This is a genomic window from Citrobacter sp. Res13-Sevr-PEB04-36, from assembly GCF_015672735.1.
Taxonomy (GTDB): Bacteria; Pseudomonadota; Gammaproteobacteria; order Enterobacterales; family Enterobacteriaceae; genus Citrobacter.
In genome coordinates this window covers 24,679-44,899 of sequence record NZ_JADABY010000077.1, presented here as the reverse complement: position 1 = coordinate 44,899, position 20,221 = coordinate 24,679, and the positions used below count along the sequence as shown (strand labels likewise).

Below are 20,221 nucleotides of genomic sequence, written 5' to 3'. Positions count from 1 at the left end.
TTCCTCCTGGAAAAACCTTAGTTAATCATAGCCTGGTCAAACCGCAGGTAAAAAAAAGGGCCACAGCTTTGTGGCCCTTTTCAGAATATATGCAGTTTACGCGTAACCGTAGCTCATCAGACGCTGGTAACGGCGATTTTTCAGCTCTTCCGTGCTTAACACGTCAAGATCGGCCAGATCGGTCAGCAGTTGTGCTTTCAGCGACGCAGCCATGACTTCTGGATTACGATGAGCCCCGCCCAGCGGTTCCGGTACGATAGAATCGATAAGCTTCAGCTCTTTCAGACGCGTCGCAATAATACCCATCGCTTCTGCCGCCAGCGGCGCTTTGTCTGCGCTTTTCCACAAAATGGACGCACAGCCTTCCGGGGAGATAACGGAATAGGTGCTGTATTGCAGCATATTCACTTTATCGCCTACGCCGATTGCCAACGCGCCGCCAGATCCACCTTCACCGATAACGGTACAGATAACCGGCACGCTCAGACGTGACATTTCACGCAGGTTGCGCGCAATCGCTTCAGACTGGCCGCGTTCTTCCGCACCCACGCCTGGGTATGCGCCAGGGGTGTCGATGAAGGTAATGATCGGCATCTTGAAACGTTCGGCCATTTCCATCAGGCGCAGCGCTTTGCGGTAACCTTCCGGCGCGGGCATGCCGAAGTTGCGACGAATCTTCTCTTTGGTCTCACGGCCCTTCTGATGACCAATGATCATCACCGGACGACCATCAAGGCGCGCGATACCGCCGACAATAGCTTTATCATCCGCATAGGCACGATCGCCCGCCAGCTCATCAAACTCATCAAACGCCAGGCGGACATAATCCAGGGTGTACGGACGCTGTGGATGGCGTGCCAGCTGGGCTACCTGCCATGCGCCAAGATCGGCAAAGATTTTGCGCGTCAGTTCTACGCTTTTTTCGCGCAGGCGATGCACTTCTTCATCGATGTTAATATCCAGTTTCTCATCCTGACGGCTCACCGCAGTCAGAGAATCGATTTTTGCTTCCAGCTCTGCAATCGGCTGTTCAAAATCAAGGAAATTCAGACTCATAGTATTCCTGTATTAGTCAAACTCCAGTTCCACCTGCTCCGAACCAATAAGGCCACGGAGATCGTTAAGTAAACGATCGCTCGGAGAGACACGCCACGTTGCGCCAAAACGCAACCGCGCACGTGCATCCGCCCTCTGATAGTAGAGATGTACTGGAATTGTCCCCGAGCGGTGGGGTTCCAGAGACTGACGGAGTCGGTTTAAAAGCTGGTCATCAATTTGCCTGTCCGTCAGCGAGATAGCAAGCCCGCGAGCGTATTTTTCCCGGGCTTCGTCAATATCCATGACTTCACGGGCCATCATTTTAAGCCCGCCGCTGAAGTCATCAAAGCTGACCTGTCCGCTGACGATAAGTATGCGGTCTTTTTCCAGCAAATGCTGGTATTTCTCCAGAGCCTCAGTAAATAACATCACTTCCAGACGCCCGGAACGGTCATCCAGCGTACAGATGCCGATACGATTGCCGCGCTTGGTGACCATTACCCGCGCAGCAATGACGAGCCCCGCAGCCGTGGTGACTTTACCACGATCTGTCGGATGCATGTCTTTCAGCCTGTGGCCTCCGACATAGCGCTCAATTTCTTTTAAATACTGGTTGATGGGGTGTCCCGTCAGGTAAAGCCCTAACGTTTCACGCTCACCGTCTAATACCACCTGCTCCGGCCACGGCGTGCAGTTGGCATAAGATTGTTCAATTTGTTCCGGCTCTTCCGCCAGGACGCCAAACATATCGGCCTGGCCGATGGCTTCGGCTTTGGCATGCTGATCGGCGGCTTTAAGCGCATCATTCAGCGAATTCATCAGTGCGGCACGATGCGGGCCAAGGCGGTCAAACGCCCCGGACATGATCAGTTTTTCCAGCACTCGGCGGTTTAACTTTTTGATATCAGTACGGGCGCAGAGATCGAACAGCTCGCGGAAATAGCCACCTTTGTTACGCGCTTCAATAATAGCTTCAATGGGGCCTTCACCCACACCTTTTATCGCGCCGATGCCATACACAATCTCACCGTCATCATTCACGTGGAAATGATACAGCCCGGAGTTGATATCCGGCGGCAGGATTTTCAGTCCCATGCGCCAGCATTCATCCACCAGTCCAACCACTTTCTCAGTGTTATCCATATCGGCGGTCATTACCGCGGCCATAAACTCAGCGGGGTAATGCGTTTTCAGCCATAGCGTCTGGTAAGACACCAGCGCATAGGCAGCGGAGTGCGATTTGTTAAACCCGTAACCGGCAAATTTCTCTACCAGGTCAAAGATTTTGATCGCCAGTTCACCGTCTACGCCGCGCTTCCTCGCCCCTTCTTCAAAGGTGCCGCGCTGCTTGGCCATCTCTTCCGGCTTTTTCTTACCCATCGCACGACGCAGCATATCCGCGCCGCCAAGAGTATAGCCAGACAGCTCCTGGGCGATCTGCATGACCTGTTCCTGATACAGGATAATGCCGTACGTCGGCTCCAGAACAGGTTTCAGGCACTCATGCTGCCATTGTACGTCCGGGTAGGATATCTCTTCTCGCCCGTGCTTACGGTCGATAAAGTTATCTACCATCCCCGACTGCAGCGGACCGGGGCGAAACAACGCCACCAGGGCTATCATATCTTCGAAGCAGTCAGGCTGCAGGCGCTTGATCAGATCCTTCATGCCGCGGGATTCAAGCTGGAAGACGGCGGTCGTCTCCGAGCGTTGCAGCATATCGAAACATTTTTTATCGTCGAGCGGAATGGCGGCGATATCAATCGGCTCCAGTCCCTGCTTTGCCCGACGCGGGTTGATCATTTTCAGCGCCCAGTCAATGATCGTCAGCGTACGCAGCCCCAGGAAGTCAAACTTCACCAGCCCGGCGTATTCCACGTCGTTTTTATCGAACTGAGTGACCGGATGAAGACCTTCTTCATCACAGTAGAGCGGAGCAAAGTCGGTAATTTTAGTGGGCGCGATAACCACGCCACCCGCATGCTTACCGGCGTTACGTGTGACACCCTCCAGCTTACGCGCCATGTCGATAAGCGCCCTGACCTCTTCGTCCGCCTCGTAGATTTCTGGCAGTTGTGGCTCAGCCTCAAAGGCTTTTGCCAGCGTCATTCCCGGATCGGGTGGCACTAGTTTAGAAATCCTGTCGACAAACCCGTACGGATGCCCGAGCACGCGGCCCACGTCGCGGATAACCGCTTTTGCCGCCATGGTACCGAAGGTAATAATCTGCGATACCGCATCACGGCCATACATCTCCGCTACGTGTTCAATCACCTGGTCGCGTTTCTCCATGCAGAAGTCAACGTCGAAGTCGGGCATCGAAACACGTTCCGGGTTAAGAAAACGTTCGAACAGCAGATCAAATTCCAGCGGATCGAGGTCGGTTATTTTCAGCGCATAGGCCACCAGCGAACCCGCACCGGAACCACGGCCAGGTCCAACCGGCACGCCGTTGTCTTTCGACCACTGGATAAATTCCATTACGATCAGGAAGTAACCTGGGAACCCCATCTGGTTGATAACTTTAAGTTCAATCTCCAGACGTTCGTCGTAAGGAGGACGCTTCTGCGCTCGAATGTCAGGATCGGGGAACAGAAACTCCAGACGTTCTTCCAGCCCTTCACGCGATTTTGCCACGAGGAAATCCTCAGTGGTCATATCCCCGGTCGGGAACTGCGGCAGAAAATATTCACCCAGACGTACTGTCACGTTACAGCGCTTGGCTATCTCGACGGTATTTTGCAGCGCTTCCGGGATGTCGGAAAACAGCTCGCACATCTCTTCTTCGCTGCGCATATACTGCTGCGGCGAATAGTTACGCGGACGTTTCGGATCATCGAGAGTGAAACCATCATGGATCGCAACGCGGATCTCATGTGCGTCAAAGTCTCCGGTTTCAAGGAAGCGAACATCGTTGGTCGCCACCACCGGCAGACCCCGCGTTTCGGCCAGCGCCACCGCAGCATGCAGATAATTTTCTTCGTCCTGCCGGCCGGTTCGGATCAGTTCCAGAAAATAACAATCGGGGAAATGTTCTTCATAAAACGTGATGCACTCTTCAACCAGCGCGCTGTTACCGCGTAGCAGGCTACGTCCGACGTCGCCCATGCGACCACCGGAAAGTAAAATTAAGCCGTCTTTTAAGTCGATCAGCCAGTCTCTGTCAATGGTCGGCCCTTCAGCACCATAACCGCGCTGATAGGCTTTTGATATCAACAACGTCAGATTCTGGTAGCCCGTATTATTGGCTGCAAGCACCGTGAGTTGAGTCAATTCGTCGCCAAACTGCTCACTACGGACATGAAAATCAGCGCCAACAATCGGCTTAATGCCCGCACCGTGACCCGCTCCGTAGAACTTCACCAGACCACACAGGTTGGTGAAATCGGTGATCGCCAGCGCAGGCATACCCAACGCGGCCGCCTTTTTCACCAGCGGCCCGGTTTTCGCCAGCCCATCAATCATGGAGTAGTCGCTGTGCACCCGCAGGTGGACGAAACGTGGTTCAGACATCTTCAGATTCCGGTTTACTTATTCTTGCCACAAGAATCAGGACGTAAGTCCCAGTGCGCGTTTGACAGGAGCAAAGCTGCGACGGTGATGCTCGATAGCACCATGTTCAACGAGCGCAGCCAAATGAAAAGCAGTTGGATAGCCTTTATGCTGCGCAAAACCGTACTGCGGGAAAACAGTATCCAGCGCCGCCATCTCAGCATCACGGGTGACTTTTGCCAGGATAGACGCCGCACTGATCTCCGCCACGCGACTGTCCCCTTTCACTACTGCCATCGACGGCATCGGCAATACCGGACAACGATTTCCGTCAATTAGCACGTATTCTGGCGTGATGTGCAAACCAGCCACCGCGCGCTGCATGGCCAGCATGGTGGCATGCAGGATATTCAGCTCGTCAATTTCATGCGGTTCCGCACGCCCAAGACTCCAGCTCAACGCTTTTTCTTTGATTTCATCGTACAGCGCCAGGCGACGCTTTTCAGACAATTTTTTGGAGTCGTTGAGACCAACAATCGGACGCGCCGGGTCAAGAATAACTGCTGCAGTCACCACGGCCCCAACCAAAGGACCCCGTCCTACTTCATCCACACCCGCCACTAAATGCGTATGTGGATAAACAAATTCAATCATTGTGCTAACTCCAGGACCGCATCCGCCGCCTGCTCATCGGCATTACAACGGATCTGCTGGTGCAGGTCGCGGAACGTATCGTGCATCGCATGGCTGGTTTTGCCATTCGCCAGCAACGGCTGCAGCGCGTTCGCCAGCGCCTGCGGTTCGCATTCATCCTGCAACAGCTCTTTGACTAATTCTCTTCCCGCCAGCAGGTTCGGCAACGAAACATAATCGGTTTTCACCAGACGCTTCGCCAGCCAGAACGTAAAAGGTTTCATACGATAACCGACAACCATTGGGCACTTCGCCAGCATACATTCCAGCGCTGCCGTGCCAGAAGCCAGCAGCGCGGCATCGCTGGCAACCATCGCTTCACGCCCCATCCCATTGAGCAGGTGTACGGAAAGTTCCGGCGCTACTTCAGCCTTGATACGCTCAAACTGTTCTCGCCGTTTGGCATTAACCAGCGGCACGACCACTTCGAGATCGGGATACTGCTGGCGTAGCAGCTGTGCCGTTTTCAGAAAATCGGCGCTAAGCATCTCCACTTCAGCCCCTCGGCTTCCCGGCAATAGCGCCAGGCAGTGCGCGTCATGAGGAATACCCAGCACGTCGCGGGCTGCATTTTTATCCGGATCCAACGGCATGGCGTCCGCCATGGTGTGGCCGATAAAACGGCAAGGAACATTAAATTTGTCATAAAACGCTTTTTCGAAAGGCAGAAAAGCCAGCACCATATTGGTGGATCTGCCTATTTTGAAAACGCGTTTCTGTCGCCATGCCCATACAGAAGGACTGACATAATGAATGGTTTTAATACCCTGTTTTTTCAAGTTCCCTTCAAGGGTGATATTGAAATCAGGCGCATCGATACCGACGAAAACGTCCGGCTTAAGGTCAGTGAAACGGCGAGTCAGATCGGCGCGAATATGCAGCAAACGTCGCAGACGACCGAGCACCTCAACAATGCCCATCACCGCCAGTTCTTCCATTTCGTACCAGGCTTCACAGCCTTCGGCCTGCATCAACGGACCTGCCACGCCAACAAAACGGGCATTAGGTACACGCGCCTTGAGTGCGCGAATTAATCCGGCACCAAGAATATCGCCGGAGGTTTCTCCGGCGACGAGGGCAATCGTTAATGGACGCTGCTCAGTCATTAACGAATCAGGCCACGCGTTGAGCGTTCAAAGAAATCACTGAAAGCCTGAACATCCGGATACTGCTTCGCCAGTTCGGCGATTTCCGGTTTCACTTCTTCCAGCGTTTTGCCGCTGCGGTACAACGCTTTATAGGCATTGCGGATCGCGGTAATCGCTTCGCGGGTGAACCCACGACGCTTCAAACCTTCGATATTGACACCAAACGGCGTCGCGTGGTTGCCCTGAGCAATAACGTACGGCGGAACGTCCTGAGCAACGCCAGAACAACCGCCGACCATCACGTGCGCACCGATGATGCAGAACTGATGCACCGCCGTCATTCCACCGATGATAACGAAATCATCAAGCGTTACATGTCCGGCAAGCGTGGCGTTATTCGCCAGAATACAGCGATTACCAATCGTACAATCATGCGCGACGTGCGCATTGATCATCAGTAAGTTATCGCTGCCCACCTTCGTCAACCCACCGCCCTGCACTGTGCCACGATGAATGGTGACGCTTTCGCGGATGCGGTTGCGATCGCCAATTTCCACGCGGGTCGGTTCGCCAGCATATTTAAGATCCTGGTTTACTTCGCCGATGGAGGCAAACTGATAGATCTCATTATCGCGACCAATTTTAGTATGGCCATTCACGACAACATGAGACTTCAGTACGGTACCCTCACCAATTTCAACGTGGGGTCCAACAATACAAAAAGGACCAATATGGGCATTGGCACCAATACTGGCACCCTCTTCCACAATGGCGGTCGGGTGAATAAAGGCGGATTTATCAATCACGTATCAGGCCTCCCGGCTACGGGCACACATCATCGTTGCTTCGCACACAACTTTACCGTCGACCAGCGCAACCCCTTTAAAACGGGTCAGGCCGCGGCGCGTTTTCTCGAAAGTCACTTCCATGATCATCTGATCGCCTGGCACGACAGGGCGCTTGAAGCGTGCTTCATCGATACCTGCAAAGTAATACAGCTCGCCTGGCTCCAGTTTTCCTACGCTTTTAAACGCCAGAATACCCGTTGCCTGCGCCATCGCTTCCAGAATCAGCACGCCCGGAAAAATCGGTTTACCCGGGAAGTGGCCCTGGAAGAAAGGCTCGTTAACGGATACATTTTTCACTGCGCGCAGAAAACGACCTTCTTCAAAATCCAGCACACGGTCAACCAGCAAAAACGGAAAACGGTGCGGCAGAAGTTCCAAAATCTCTTCAATATGCAGAGTATGAGTGTTAGTAGTCAAAATACTCTTCCTGTCAAAATATACTAAAAGGCAATAATAACACGGCCTGCCGCAATCGTATGAATGTGACAGGCCGTAAAGTCAGACATGCGTAAAACGATGCTTTAGTCTTGTTGATTAACCTTGCGTTCAATCGCCTTGAGACGCTTGCTCATATCATCAATATTCATCACCAACGCCGCAGTTTTACGCCATACCTTGTTAGGTTGTAGCGGAATGCCTGAGGAATAGACGCCCGGTTCAGTGATAGGACGCATCACCATACCCATGCCAGTCACCGTGACTTTGTCGCATATTTCCATATGCCCATTGATCACGCTGGCACCGCCAATCATACAGTAACGACCAATCTTCAGGCTACCCGCCATAATGACGCCACCGGCGACTGCCGTATTGTCGCCAATCACAACGTTATGCGCAATCTGGCACTGGTTATCAATGATAACACCATTGCCGATCACGGTATCGTCCAAAGCACCACGGTCGATGGTCGTGCAAGCGCCGATCTCAACACGATCGCCAATAATCACGCGACCAAGTTGCGGGATCTTCACCCAGTTACCACGATCGTTTGCATAGCCAAAGCCGTCAGATCCGACGACAGTGCTGGACTGGATCAGGCAATTTTCACCGATCTGGATGTCATGATAAATCGTCACATTCGCCCACAAGCGTGAACCTGCACCGATTTTTGTATTTTTTCCGACGAAACAGCCTGCACCGATAACCACGTTATCGCCCAGTTCTACGCCAGACTCGATGACCGCATTTGCGCCAACAGAAACATTCTTACCCAGCTTCGCCGTCGCATCAATCACTGCACTGGATGCAATGTTCTGCGCCGGCTGAGGCGTGGTATCTAAAATTTGCGCCATTCGTGCATAGGTCAGGTAGGGATTCTTCACTACCAACGCTGCACTCTTAGCAAAAGGAAGATCGTCCTGCGTCATCACAACGGCAGAAGCCTGGCACAGGCTTAAGTGCTCACGATACTTAGGATTCACCATGAACGTGATATTGCCAGTTTGCGCAGATTGCATGGACGCTACGCCGGTGATGACGATATCGCCATCACCGTGTAATTCTGCATCCAACTGCTCTGCTAAATCAGCCAGTCGAATTGAAGGCATTACTTATTTAACCTGTTTCAGTACGTCAGCGGTGATGTCTTTTACATCGCTGCTGTTGTAAGCAACGGTGTTTGCGTCAACGACCAGATCGATGCTCTGGCTGCTAGCGACAGATTTCACAGCAGTCTGGATACGCGTAACCAGTTTGCCACGTTCTTCATTGGAACGACGTGCACGATCCTGCTCAAAAGCTTGCGCTTTCTGAGAGAAAGTCTGGCGCTGAGCCATAACGTCTTTTTCCAGCTTAGTACGATCGCTACCTGCTTTCATGGATTGCAGACGCTGCATTTTAGATTGCAGATCGGATTCCATGCGCTGCAGTTCGCTGGCGCGGCCTTTGAACTCGTTTTCCAGCGTGCTGGAAACACCAGTCTTCTGCGCAACCTGTTGGAACAGGCTACCCATATTGACGATTGCAATTTTGTCGGCAGCCTGTGCAGACGTTGCCATCGCTAAACCAAGACCTGCAGCTAATAACCACTTTTTCACAATAAACTCCTTACCATCCCATTTGCACCCGAAGGTGCAGTTCTTTGCGTGGCCAGGCGATCCCATGCAGGACCGCCAAAAGTCATCGCTACACTACCACTACATTCCTTTGCGAAGAACAGTTACCAGGTTTTACCGATGTTAAACTGGAACTGCTCTGCTTTGTCTCCATCGTACTTTTTGAACGGCTGGGCGTAGGAGAAGACCAACGGCCCCAATGGGGACATCCATTGTAACGCTATACCGGCAGACATACGGATATTGCTCGGATCGCTATAATCTGGCACACCGATAGCTCGGGTGTCGGCAGTATCCTGCCAGTTTGTATCCCAAACGGTACCCATATCCCAGAAGAAGGACGTACGGACCGAGTTGGCATACTTGTCACTAATAAACGGCGTTGGGGTAATAAATTCCAGGCTGGCGACAGCCATGGCGTTACCACCGACTGCATCATCTGATTTACAGTCTTTACCGTCAGTGTTAGTACACTCTTCGTAGTCATCAGGATCTCCGGCGTAAGCCCCGGATTTATAGATCGCTTTCGGACCGATGGTATTCGACTGGAAACCACGCACGGTGCTCGAACCACCCGCATAGAAGTTCTCATAGAACGGCATCTCTTTACTGCCAATACCGTCTCCGTAACCCAACTTGGTACGACCCAGAACAACCCATTTATGGTCGTCATCGATCGGCACATAGGTCGCGGTATCCAACGTCGCTTTGTAGTATTCGTTATCCGAGCCAGGAATAGTAACCTTACCATTCAGGTTGACACGCGAGCCTTCGGTAGGGAAGTACCCACGGTCCAGCTTGTTGTACGTCCAACCGTAGTTAAAGGTGAAATCATCAGCGGCAAAGCTGTTGGTATTACTTTCACCCATTGACTCAAGATAACGGTCCATCGCTACCTGCGGCTGCATGTTGGACAGTTTGTTATGTACATAACCCAGGCCCGCACGCAGCGTGTTGTATTCATTGACCGGGAAACCTAACGTGACGTCTGTACCATAACTTTTGTTGGTATAGTCAGACAGGTCTGCGTCATCCGCTTCGAAGTCGTTATAGAAGACGCGGCCGCCAAGGCTCACACCATCCACGGTGAAGTACGGGTTGGTCACAGACAATTCAGTATAGGTCTGGTAATCGTTCTTGGTGCCGTTAATACCGACAGAATACCCGGTGCCTAACCAGTTATCCTGCTGAACGCCTGCCTGGAAGCTCACGCCGCTCTCGGTACCGTAACCGACGCCGAAGTTAAAGCTACCGGTGTTACGTTCTTTCACCTTGTAGACCACATCAACCTGATCCGGACTGCCCGGAATGCGTTGAGTATCGGTATCGACGGTTTCGAAGTAGCCCAGACGGTTCAGACGTTCTTTACCCTGATCGACCAGATCGCTACCCAGCCAGGCGCCTTCCATCTGGCGCATTTCACGGCGCAGCACGGAATCTTTCGAGGTATCGTTACCTTCAAAGCGGATCTTACGCACATAGAAACGGTTACCCGCATCTACGTTTACACGCAATTTAACCGTCTTGTCGGCATCGTTGATTTCAGGCTGCGACTGTACGCGCGGGTAGGCATAACCATAGCGCCCCAGAAGCTTCTTGATATCATCTTCCATTTTGGTCACTTTGGTGCCGTTATAGAGTTCACCCGGTTCGATTTTCGTCAGGCTCTCAATTTCAGCAGAGTGTCCGGCCAGGTTACCGCTCACCTGTACCCCAGAAAGCTTGTACTGCTCGCCTTCTGTGATGTTGACGGTGATATAGATACCCTTCTTATCCGGCGTCAGGCTAACCTGCGTGGAATCAATATTAAAGCGAGCGTAGCCGCGATCCAGGTAGTAGCTGCGCAGGGTTTCAAGGTCGCCCGCCAGTTTCTGTTTCTGGTATTTACGATCGCCCACCACGTTCCACCACGGCACTTCATCGCGCAGTTGGAAGTGAGAGATAAGCTCGTCGGTTGTAAAGGCATGGTTACCGACGATATTGATCTGTTGGATCTTCGCCGAGACACCTTCCTGGAACACCAGTTTGAGGTCAACGCGGTTACGCGGCAACGGCGTCACCACCGCTTTCACACTGGCGCTGTACTTACCGACGCTATAGTAGAAATCTTCCAGGCCTTTTTCGATATCGGCAAGCGTCGTGCGATCAAGAGACTCGCCAACACGCACGCCAGACGCCTCGAGGTTTTGCTTCAGCATGTCGTCTTTTACCGATTTGTTACCGGAGAAAGTAATGCTGGCAATCGTCGGACGTTCTTTTACCTGAACCAGAAGGGTATCACCATCGCGCAGGACGCGGACATCCTCAAAGTTACCGGTGGCGAACAGAGCACGAATGGTATTACTGATATCTTCATCATTAACCGTGTCGCCTGTGCGCACCGGCATACTGAGGAGAGCCGCACCAACGGCGACTCGCTGTAGGCCTTCGAAATGAATGTCCTTCACGACGAACCCTTCAGCACCGTATACGGTGGCGCTGCTAAACAGCAGCGACGCTATGAGCAACTTTTTCATCGCCATCGTTATTATGCGTTCTTCCTAACACTCTCTTACAACCGAGAGAAATCATTGAAAAGTGCAAGCCCCATTAACAACACCAGCAAAATCGAGCCAATGCGATAACTAAAGTCTTGAACCCGCTCGGATACCGGACCGCCCTTCAGCTTTTCAATCGCCAGGAACAGCAGATGCCCCCCGTCAAGAACGGGCAACGGAAACAGGTTAATTATCCCTAAGTTCACGCTGATAAGCGCAAGGAACATCAGGTAATAAATTCCCCCGAACTCCGCTGACATCCCAGCCCCCTGGGCGATAGAAATCGGCCCACTGAGGTTGTTCAGTTTTACATCACCGGTAATCAATTTTCCCAGCATACTGACCGTCAACTTCATCAACTGCCACGTTTTATCCGAGGCTTCGAGGATGGCGCTAAATGGTCCATACTGGCGTACAGTCTTATACTCATCAGGCAAAGGAATAATTTTAGGCACGACACCCGCAAATCCCTCTTCCTGACCGTTACCCGGTTTTGAGTCCGGAGTTAACGTCAAAGACAAGGAACTCCCCTGCCTTTCAATTTCTAGCGCTAACGGCTTATTCGGATTATCGCGTACCAGCGTCACGAACGTCATCCATTGCGTGAGCGGCTGACCATTGACTTTAACGATCCTGTCGCCAGCTTGCAAACCCGCCTTACTTGCCGCGGAATTAACCTGTACTTCTGACAGCACCGGTTCAATCTGCGGACCGCGTGGGCGAATCCCTAAACTCGTGACGGGATCCTGTTTGTCTGGCTCAAATGCCCATTGGCGCAAGTCCAGCGTTTTGTCCTGGCGTTGATTGCTGCCAAACGGCGCCACGCTAAGAATGGTCTGCTCATCGCCAATTTTGGCAACCAGCTGCAATCTCACGGTATCCCAATCAGGGGTTTCGATACCATCAACCGCTTTTAGTTCCGTGCCTGGCTGAATTTGCGCCTGTGCAGCAATCGAGTTGGGTGTTATTTCACCAACAACTGGACGCACACCAGGGACGCCGATGATAAACACCAGCCAGTAAGCAAAGATAGCGAAAAGGAAATTTGCAATCGGACCTGCGGCAATTATGGCCGCACGCTGCCCAACCGTTTTGTTGTTGAACGCGTGGTGGCGCAGTTCCGGTATCACCGGTTCTGCACGCTCATCCAGCATTTTGACGTAGCCGCCGAGGGGAATCAGGGCGATGACGTATTCGGTGCCCAATCTATCGGTGCGGCGCCACAGCGCCTTTCCAAAGCCAATGGAAAAGCGCTCAACGCGGACTCCGCAGCGCCGGGCAACCCAGAAATGACCAAATTCATGCACGGTGATAAGCACACCAAGTGCGACGATGAATGCAGCCAGATTCCAGAGAATACTCAGCATAAGACCATCCGTTAAAGCGTCCTGAATACCAGTAACAGCAGACACGCAAAGACCGGTACTGCAGCCGTCAGGCTATCAATACGATCCAGAATGCCGCCGTGCCCTGGAATTAAGTGACCACTGTCCTTAATACCTGCTTCACGCTTAAACATACTCTCAGTCAAGTCACCCAGCACCGAGGCGAGGGCTGCAACAATAGAGCAAATGAGCAAGGTGACAGGCGCGACATCAAGATTCGCCCACATACCATAACCCCATGAGATTACGGCGGCCGTGGCGAGTCCGCCAATAAAACCTTGCCAGGTTTTACCCGGAGAGACCTTCGGCGCCAGCTTATGTTTGCCAAATAACTTGCCAAACATATACGCACCGGAATCCGCTCCCCAGACGAGGATCATGACATACAGCAACCATACTGCGCCACTATAATGATTCTCATCATAATGCCACGCACGTAGCGCTAGCATTCCCCAAAAGAACGGAACAATAGTTAAGATGCCGAAAATTATGCGTAATATCTTTGAATTACGCCAGACAGTCGCCGAACCTGGGTAAAATAACACCAGTAATAGCGCAACGGCCCACCAGCCCAGCGACGCCCAAAGCGACACTTCGACCAACGGCTGGTGAATATTATGATGATATTCAGGCAGTAAAAACAGCATCAGTGCCAGCAAAAGCCCGCACAGAACCGCCAGCCAGACTCGCTGTGTGCGAGTGGTGAAACCGCTTAACTGTCCCCATTCCCACGCGGCTAACATACACACAACCAACGTAACAATGGCGAACCCCACCGGCGGCAATAAAAACAGCGCCGCGATGACAACGGGTATTAAAACAAAAGCAGAAATCAGGCGATACTTCAGCAAAAGCGACCCCCATCAGGCTTTTTCATCACCGGGTTCAGTCCCGCCGAAACGACGCTCTCGATTAGCAAAGGCATGCAGTGCACCTTCAAAGTCTTGTTCATCGAAATCGGGCCAGAGAACATCCGTAAAGTAAAGTTCAGCATAGGCAATTTGCCACAACAAAAAATTACTAATGCGATGCTCTCCCCCAGTCCTTATCACTAAATCCACAGGAGCCAGCTCATGCATACAAACTTGCTGACCAAGCATCTCTTCGTCAATTTGCTCAGGGCGCAGCAGACCGTCTTGCACCTGTTGCGCCAGTTGCCTGACTCCCTGGACAATGTCCCAGCGTCCGCCGTAATTCGCGGCAATATTCAGCGTTAACCCGGTGTTCTGGGCGGTAAGCGCTTCCGACTTGCGAATCCGTTCTTGCAAACGTGAGTTAAATCGACTGATATCTCCGATAATACGCAGACGAACGTTATGGCGATGCAGGTTTTTCACTTCACTATCAAGCGCCCACACGAATAATTCCATTAACGCGCTCACTTCCTGCGCAGGTCGGTTCCAGTTCTCACTGCTAAAGGCATACAGCGTTAACGCATCAATACCGTTATTGGCAGCAAAAGAGACAGCCCGGCGGACGGATTTCGCTCCGGCCTTATGTCCGAAGGCGCGAATCTTCCCTTGCTTTTTCGCCCAGCGGCCATTGCCATCCATAATAATGGCTACATGGCGACAGCCATGTGCTGGCAAATTTTCGCTTAATGGTTGAGTTGCAGACAACATAACGCGTTTTTAGTCCCTGAAAGGATTTAACGGTACTCAGGAATACTGAAGCCTTTTGCGCTTCATCCTTCAAACTGCCTCTTCGTTGGCTGTGAATTACGCGGCCTGTCCCTGGGCCTTGCCCTTACGGGCCGTCGCTCCGCGACGTTCAAATCTGTTCCAGACAGATTTGTCATTCGCCCCAGTCACATACTATTTGTATGCTCCTGGGAACTCATTCACTTGCCGCCTTGATGCAACCTGAATGATTTTGTGCATCCACAAAAAAGCCGTGTCAAACCACGGCTTACCCAATCGAAAAAATGCCAATACCTGCGATCGGGTGGCGCAGACTATATCACTGAAGCCCAACGCTAACAAATAGCACGATCCTCTGTAGAGGGATTATCATCGGCTTGAGAGTCGCATCACTTGTTTTCTGGCGACATCCCGTGCAGCAGCATCAACCCTCAACACGTCATCAACGTTCTGGGGTTCCTGCAAATCCATCTTATCCAGTACGGATAAATTGAGCTCGGCAATATCGGTAAATCGAATTTGTTGCGCCAGAAATGCGGCAACGGTAATTTCATTCGCAGCGTTCAGTGCGGTAGTCGCCGCCTGCCCTTGCTCAAACGCATCCATCGCCAGTTTCAGGCACGGATAGCGTTGGTAATCCGGTGCGGAAAACGTCAACGCACTCAGTTTGCAAAAGTCGACAGGCTTCACGCCAGATGTGACGCGTTCCGGCCATGCCATGGTATGGGCAATAGGCGTGCGCATATCAGGCTCGCCCAGTTGTGCCAGAACGCTACCATCCTGATAACGAACCATCGAATGAATAACCGATTGCGGATGAATCAGCACTTCCATCTGGCTTGCACTGGCATTAAACAACCAGCGCGCTTCAATGTATTCCAGACCTTTATTCATCATAGTGGCAGAATCGACGGAGATTTTTCGTCCCATCGACCAGTTCGGATGACGGCATGCTTGATCGGGAGTCATCGAAACCAGATCGTGCAATGGCGTTTCACGGAAAGGGCCACCAGACCCGGTAAGCAGAATGGACATGACGCCATTTTGCTCAAGATCAGCGTATCCCAGATTGTGCTGAATAGGTTGGGGTAAACTCTGAAAAATCGCGTTATGTTCGCTATCTACCGGCAAAAGCTGTGCTTTGTGGCGCTTCACGTCATCCATAAACAAACGACCACAGGTCACCAGCGACTCTTTGTTCGCCAGTAAAATGCTTTTGCCTGCACGGATTGCCGAAAGCGTCGGCAACAGGCCCGCTGCCCCGACAATCGCGGCCATAACCTGATCGACATCATCCAGCGCAGCCATCTCACAGGCCGCCTGTTGCCCGCACATTACCTCGGTGCGACTTCCCTGCTCCTGCAGAGCAGCTTTCACCTGCGCTGCGCTTGTTTCATCATCCATAACCGCGTAGCGGGGAGAGAACTCCAGGCACTGCTCGACCATACGGGCAACATTTTTACCCGCGACCAGCGCAGTAACACGAAACATTTCCGGGTTATGGCGTACGACATCCAGCGTACTGCAACCAATAGAACCGGTTGAGCCGAGAATGGTTAATTGCTTCATCAGACATCCAGAAGAATTTTATCCGTCATACTTCAAGTTGCATGTACGTTGGCAATAACTCGCCCTTACGGGCGTTGTGAACAACGTTCAAATTCATTCCGGACGAATTTGTCCTGCAACTCAAATTATTTAGGGTATAGACAGAAAAAAGCAAAACGCCGCCATCCAGCCTTTGCAGGCCTTCTGAGCGGCGTTTTAAGCGTACAGACGAATCAGAACTGCATCAGTTCCGCTTCTTTCTCTGCCAGCGCCGCATCCACTTTCTTGATAGCGGCGTCAGTCAGTTTCTGCACGTCGTCCTGAGAACGGCGATCATCATCTTCGCTGATCTCTTTATCTTTCAACAGCGCTTTCACTTTGTCGTTAGCATCACGACGAACGTTACGCACGGCAACACGCGCGCCTTCTGCTTCGCCGCGCACGATCTTGGTCAGATCTTTACGACGTTCTTCAGTCAGCGGCGGCAGCGGAACGCGAATGTCAGAACCCGCTGAGCTTGGGTTCAGACCGAGGTCAGAAGCCATAATCGCTTTCTCAACGGCCGGCCCCATAGAACGGTCAAACACGTTGATTTTCAGAGTACGGGAATCTTCAACCGTTACGCTTGCCAGCTGACGCAGCGGAGTTGGCGTGCCGTAATATTCCACGATAATGCCGTCCAGCAGGCTGGGAGAAGCACGACCCGTGCGAATTTTGCTGATTTGGTTTTTGAACGCTTCAACGCATTTGTCCATGCGTACTTCAGCATCTTTTCTGATATCGCTAATCACGTTACGAATCCTTGAAAACTAGTCTCAGTCAGACCAAACGGTCACACAGTGTGGAAATGTGCTCAGTATAGCCCTGATTAATACATTTACGGGTAAAACACTATCCCGCGACAGTAATGAGAAATCTTACCTGTATTTCTACACAAAATCATTCAAGTTGTCTCAAGGTGGTCACTGAGCAAACCCCAGAAGCTTGCTAAAGTAAGTGACTGGGGCGAGCAAAGATAGCCAACGCAGGGGCAGCATGAATGATAAAGTGTAACACGGGAATTATTCCGTGATTAACGTCCCTTCTTTCTCACCCATCACCACGCGGCGCAGCGCACCCGGTTTGTTCATGTTAAAAACACGAATAGGCAATTTGTGGTCACGAGCCAGCGTGAACGCAGCCAGATCCATCACTTTCAGTTCTTTATCCAGAACTTCAGTATAGGTCAGCTGTTCGTACATAGTCGCGGTAGGATCTTTCGCCGGATCGGCGGTAAACACGCCATCCACTTTAGTGGCTTTCAGCACCACATCAGCTTCGATTTCAATACCGCGCAAGCAGGCTGCAGAGTCTGTCGTGAAGAACGGGTTGCCGGTACCGGCCGCCAGGATAACAACACGGTTGTTGCGCAGCAGACTGATAGCCTCCGCCCAACTGTAGTTATCACATACGCCGTTCAGAGGAATTGCGGACATCAGGCGAGCGTTCACATAGGCGCGGTGAAGCGCATCGCGCATCGCCAGACCGTTCATTACGGTGGCCAACATGCCCATGTGGTCGCCCACAACGCGGTTCATTCCCGCTTTCGCCAGACCAGCACCACGGAACAGGTTACCGCCACCAATCACTACGCCAACCTGAATACCCAGTTCAACCAGTTCTTTGATTTCCTGAGCCATACGGTCAAGTATGCTTGCATCAATACCGAAGCCTTCTGAACCTTGCAGTGCTTCGCCACTTAACTTAAGCAGAATACGTTTGTAGACGGGTTTTGCATTGGTAGCCATGTTTCTTTCCTGAGACTGTCAACGAATGAGAGGAGTTAATACCAGCGACATTGTATGTCGCTTTTCAGCGTCACCACTATAGCGGTTCGCTAAATTTACAAGCCAGACACAAAAAGAAGCCGCCCTCAGGCGGCTCCTTTAAAAAATTAAGACTGCTTGGACATCGCAGCAACTTCTGCTGCAAAGTCAGTCTCAACTTTCTCGATGCCTTCACCCACTTCAAAGCGGATGAAGCCAGTTACGTCTGCGTTATGCTCTTTCAGCAACTGAGCAACAGATTTGCTCGGATCCATAACGAAAGGCTGACCAGTCAGAGACACTTCGCCGGTGAATTTCTTCATGCGGCCTTCAACCATTTTCTCTGCGATTTCTTTCGGCTTACCGGACTGCATCGCGATATCCAGCTGAACCTGGTATTCTTTCTCTACCACTTCAGCAGACACGTCTTCTGGCTTAACGAATTCAGGCTTGCTTGCAGCAATGTGCATTGCCAGCTGTTTAACCAGCTCTTCGTCTGCGCCTTTAGCCGCAACCAGAACACCGATACGCGCACCGTGCTGGTATGAACCCAGTACGTCGCCTTCGATGGAAGCAACACGACGGATGTTGATGTTCTCACCGATTTTAGCAACCAGCGCAACACGTTCTTCTTCGAACTGTGCTTTCAGAACGTCAACGTCAGTGATTTTGCCCGCGATTGCAGCATCCAGAACTTTGTCTGCAAATGCCTGGAAACCACCATCTTTAGCAACGAAGTCAGTCTGGCAGTTAACTTCCAGAATGATGCCGTAGTTGCCGTCGATTTTGGTTTTGATCACGCCGTCAGCAGCAACGTTGCCTGCTTTTTTCGCCGCTTTGATCGCACCAGATTTACGCATGTTTTCGATTGCCAGCTCGATGTCGCCATTAGCTTCAGTCAGTGCTTTTTTGCAATCCATCATGCCTGCGCCGGTACGCTCACGCAGCTCTTTTACCAGGGATGCGGTAATTTCAGCCATTCTAAAATCCTCGGAAGATTTGATCTGCCCGGCGTCAAACCGCACAGATTTAAAAGTGAAAAAGGGGCCTAAAGGGCCCCTAACCAAACGTGATACTACCTGGTTTATAAGGGGGCTCTAACGAGCGTGCCTTATTATTCAGCTTCTACGAAGCTTTCTTCCGCCTGGGAAGCCAGATCCTGAGAACGGCCTTCACGAACGGTAGTAGCTACAGCACCCAGGTACAGGGTTACAGCACGGATTGCGTCGTCGTTACCAGGGATAACGAAGTCAACACCGTCCGGATCAGAGTTGGTATCAACGATGGCAAATACCGGGATACCCAGGTTGTTTGCTTCTTTGATAGCAATGTGCTCGTGGTCAGCATCGATTACGAACAGAGCGTCCGGCAGACCGCCCATGTCTTTGATACCGCCCAGGCTGTTTTCCAGTTTCTCAAGCTCACGGGTGCGCATCAGCGCTTCTTTCTTGGTCAGCTTTTCGAAAGTACCGTCCTGAGACTGAGTTTCCAGATCTTTCAGACGTTTGATGGACTGACGAACGGTTTTCCAGTTAGTCAGCATGCCGCCCAACCAGCGATGGTTCACGAAGAACTGGTCGCAGTTGTTAGCAGCTTCTTTCACCGCTTCGCTTGCAGCGCGTTTAGTACCAACGAAAAGGATTTTACCTTTACGAGCAGAGATCTTGTTCAGTTCAGCCAGAGCTTCGTTGAACATCGGTACAGTTTTCTCAAGGTTGATGATGTGAACTTTGTTACGCGCACCGAAGATGAAAGGCTTCATTTTCGGGTTCCAGTAACGGGTCTGGTGACCGAAGTGAACACCAGCCTTGAGCATGTCGCGCATGGAAACAGTTGCCATGATTAAAACCTCTATATATAAAAGTTGGGGTTAAGCCTCCACGCATCCCATATTACCGACCCCAAAGGGCACCCCGGAATATGTGTCGATACGTGTGTGTTGTTACACAAAGTGAGATTTGTCGCTCCCGTCCATCGTGTGTAGTCTTCGAATGGATCGGAAGTCCGGCGCGCTTTATACCACAAATACGCCATAGACACCAATAATAGTTGGCGGTCTGTGCTGGATTGAACGATGAATTTCGTGTTACAGG

At 51.7% G+C, this 20,221-nt stretch carries 17 protein-coding genes; all 17 read right to left on the bottom strand.

Annotated features, from left to right (window positions below; genetic code table 11):
• Positions 1-96: 96 nt before the first annotated feature.
• On the bottom strand, positions 97-1,056 hold the full coding sequence (gene accA / locus IMQ48_RS21805; protein ID WP_196210629.1) for an acetyl-CoA carboxylase carboxyl transferase subunit alpha: 960 nt from the start codon (positions 1,054-1,056) through the stop codon (positions 97-99).
• A 12-nt stretch (positions 1,057-1,068) separates the two neighbouring features.
• On the bottom strand, positions 1,069-4,551 hold the full coding sequence (gene dnaE, locus IMQ48_RS21800; RefSeq protein ID WP_196210628.1) for a DNA polymerase III subunit alpha: 3,483 nt from the start codon (positions 4,549-4,551) through the stop codon (positions 1,069-1,071).
• A gap of 36 nt (positions 4,552-4,587) precedes the next feature.
• On the bottom strand, positions 4,588-5,184 hold the full coding sequence (gene rnhB / locus IMQ48_RS21795; RefSeq protein ID WP_196210627.1) for a ribonuclease HII: 597 nt from the start codon (positions 5,182-5,184) through the stop codon (positions 4,588-4,590).
• Positions 5,181-6,329: a lipid-A-disaccharide synthase gene (lpxB, locus tag IMQ48_RS21790; RefSeq protein WP_196210626.1), complete on the bottom strand. Its 1,149-nt coding sequence runs from the start codon at positions 6,327-6,329 to the stop codon at positions 5,181-5,183. The genes rnhB and lpxB overlap by 4 nt, the downstream gene beginning before the upstream one ends.
• A complete protein-coding gene (gene lpxA / locus IMQ48_RS21785) occupies positions 6,329-7,117 on the bottom strand; it encodes an acyl-ACP--UDP-N-acetylglucosamine O-acyltransferase (protein ID WP_196210625.1) in 789 nt (262 codons plus the stop codon). Before lpxA ends, lpxB begins: the two co-directional genes overlap by 1 nt.
• A 3-nt stretch (positions 7,118-7,120) precedes the next feature.
• Positions 7,121-7,576, bottom strand: a complete 456-nt coding sequence (fabZ, locus tag IMQ48_RS21780) for a 3-hydroxyacyl-ACP dehydratase FabZ (protein WP_003018528.1) — start codon at positions 7,574-7,576, stop codon at positions 7,121-7,123.
• 104 nt (positions 7,577-7,680) lie between these two features.
• On the bottom strand, positions 7,681-8,706 hold the full coding sequence (gene lpxD, locus IMQ48_RS21775) for a UDP-3-O-(3-hydroxymyristoyl)glucosamine N-acyltransferase (protein WP_196210624.1): 1,026 nt from the start codon (positions 8,704-8,706) through the stop codon (positions 7,681-7,683).
• 3 nt (positions 8,707-8,709) lie between these two features.
• Entirely contained in the window at positions 8,710-9,195 is a 486-nt protein-coding gene (gene skp / locus IMQ48_RS21770; protein ID WP_096758233.1) for a molecular chaperone Skp, read from the bottom strand.
• 122 nt (positions 9,196-9,317) lie between these two features.
• Complete coding sequence (gene bamA, locus IMQ48_RS21765; protein ID WP_196210623.1) at positions 9,318-11,735, bottom strand: outer membrane protein assembly factor BamA; 2,418 nt, start codon at positions 11,733-11,735, stop codon at positions 9,318-9,320.
• 29 nt (positions 11,736-11,764) lie between these two features.
• Positions 11,765-13,117 carry a sigma E protease regulator RseP gene (gene rseP / locus IMQ48_RS21760; RefSeq protein WP_196210622.1) on the bottom strand — a complete coding sequence of 451 codons (1,353 nt, stop codon included), beginning with the start codon at positions 13,115-13,117 and terminating at the stop codon, positions 11,765-11,767.
• A gap of 11 nt (positions 13,118-13,128) precedes the next feature.
• Positions 13,129-13,986, bottom strand: coding sequence for a phosphatidate cytidylyltransferase (gene cdsA, locus IMQ48_RS21755; RefSeq protein WP_196210621.1), 858 nt, complete (start codon positions 13,984-13,986; stop codon positions 13,129-13,131).
• A 12-nt stretch (positions 13,987-13,998) separates the two neighbouring features.
• Positions 13,999-14,757: a (2E,6E)-farnesyl-diphosphate-specific ditrans,polycis-undecaprenyl-diphosphate synthase gene (gene ispU / locus IMQ48_RS21750; RefSeq protein WP_096758237.1), complete on the bottom strand. Its 759-nt coding sequence runs from the start codon at positions 14,755-14,757 to the stop codon at positions 13,999-14,001.
• A 387-nt stretch (positions 14,758-15,144) separates the two neighbouring features.
• The gene (gene ispC, locus IMQ48_RS21745; protein WP_196210620.1) at positions 15,145-16,344 is read right to left on the bottom strand and encodes a 1-deoxy-D-xylulose-5-phosphate reductoisomerase; all 1,200 of its coding nucleotides are present in this window, start codon (positions 16,342-16,344) and stop codon (positions 15,145-15,147) included.
• A 212-nt stretch (positions 16,345-16,556) separates the two neighbouring features.
• Positions 16,557-17,114: a ribosome recycling factor gene (frr, locus tag IMQ48_RS21740; RefSeq protein ID WP_196210619.1), complete on the bottom strand. Its 558-nt coding sequence runs from the start codon at positions 17,112-17,114 to the stop codon at positions 16,557-16,559.
• 270 nt (positions 17,115-17,384) lie between these two features.
• A complete protein-coding gene (pyrH, locus tag IMQ48_RS21735) occupies positions 17,385-18,110 on the bottom strand; it encodes a UMP kinase (protein ID WP_135323084.1) in 726 nt (241 codons plus the stop codon).
• A 146-nt stretch (positions 18,111-18,256) separates the two neighbouring features.
• Positions 18,257-19,108, bottom strand: a complete 852-nt coding sequence (gene tsf / locus IMQ48_RS21730; RefSeq protein WP_096758241.1) for a translation elongation factor Ts — start codon at positions 19,106-19,108, stop codon at positions 18,257-18,259.
• A 134-nt stretch (positions 19,109-19,242) separates the two neighbouring features.
• On the bottom strand, positions 19,243-19,968 hold the full coding sequence (gene rpsB, locus IMQ48_RS21725) for a 30S ribosomal protein S2 (protein ID WP_016151758.1): 726 nt from the start codon (positions 19,966-19,968) through the stop codon (positions 19,243-19,245).
• Positions 19,969-20,221 lie beyond the last annotated feature (253 nt).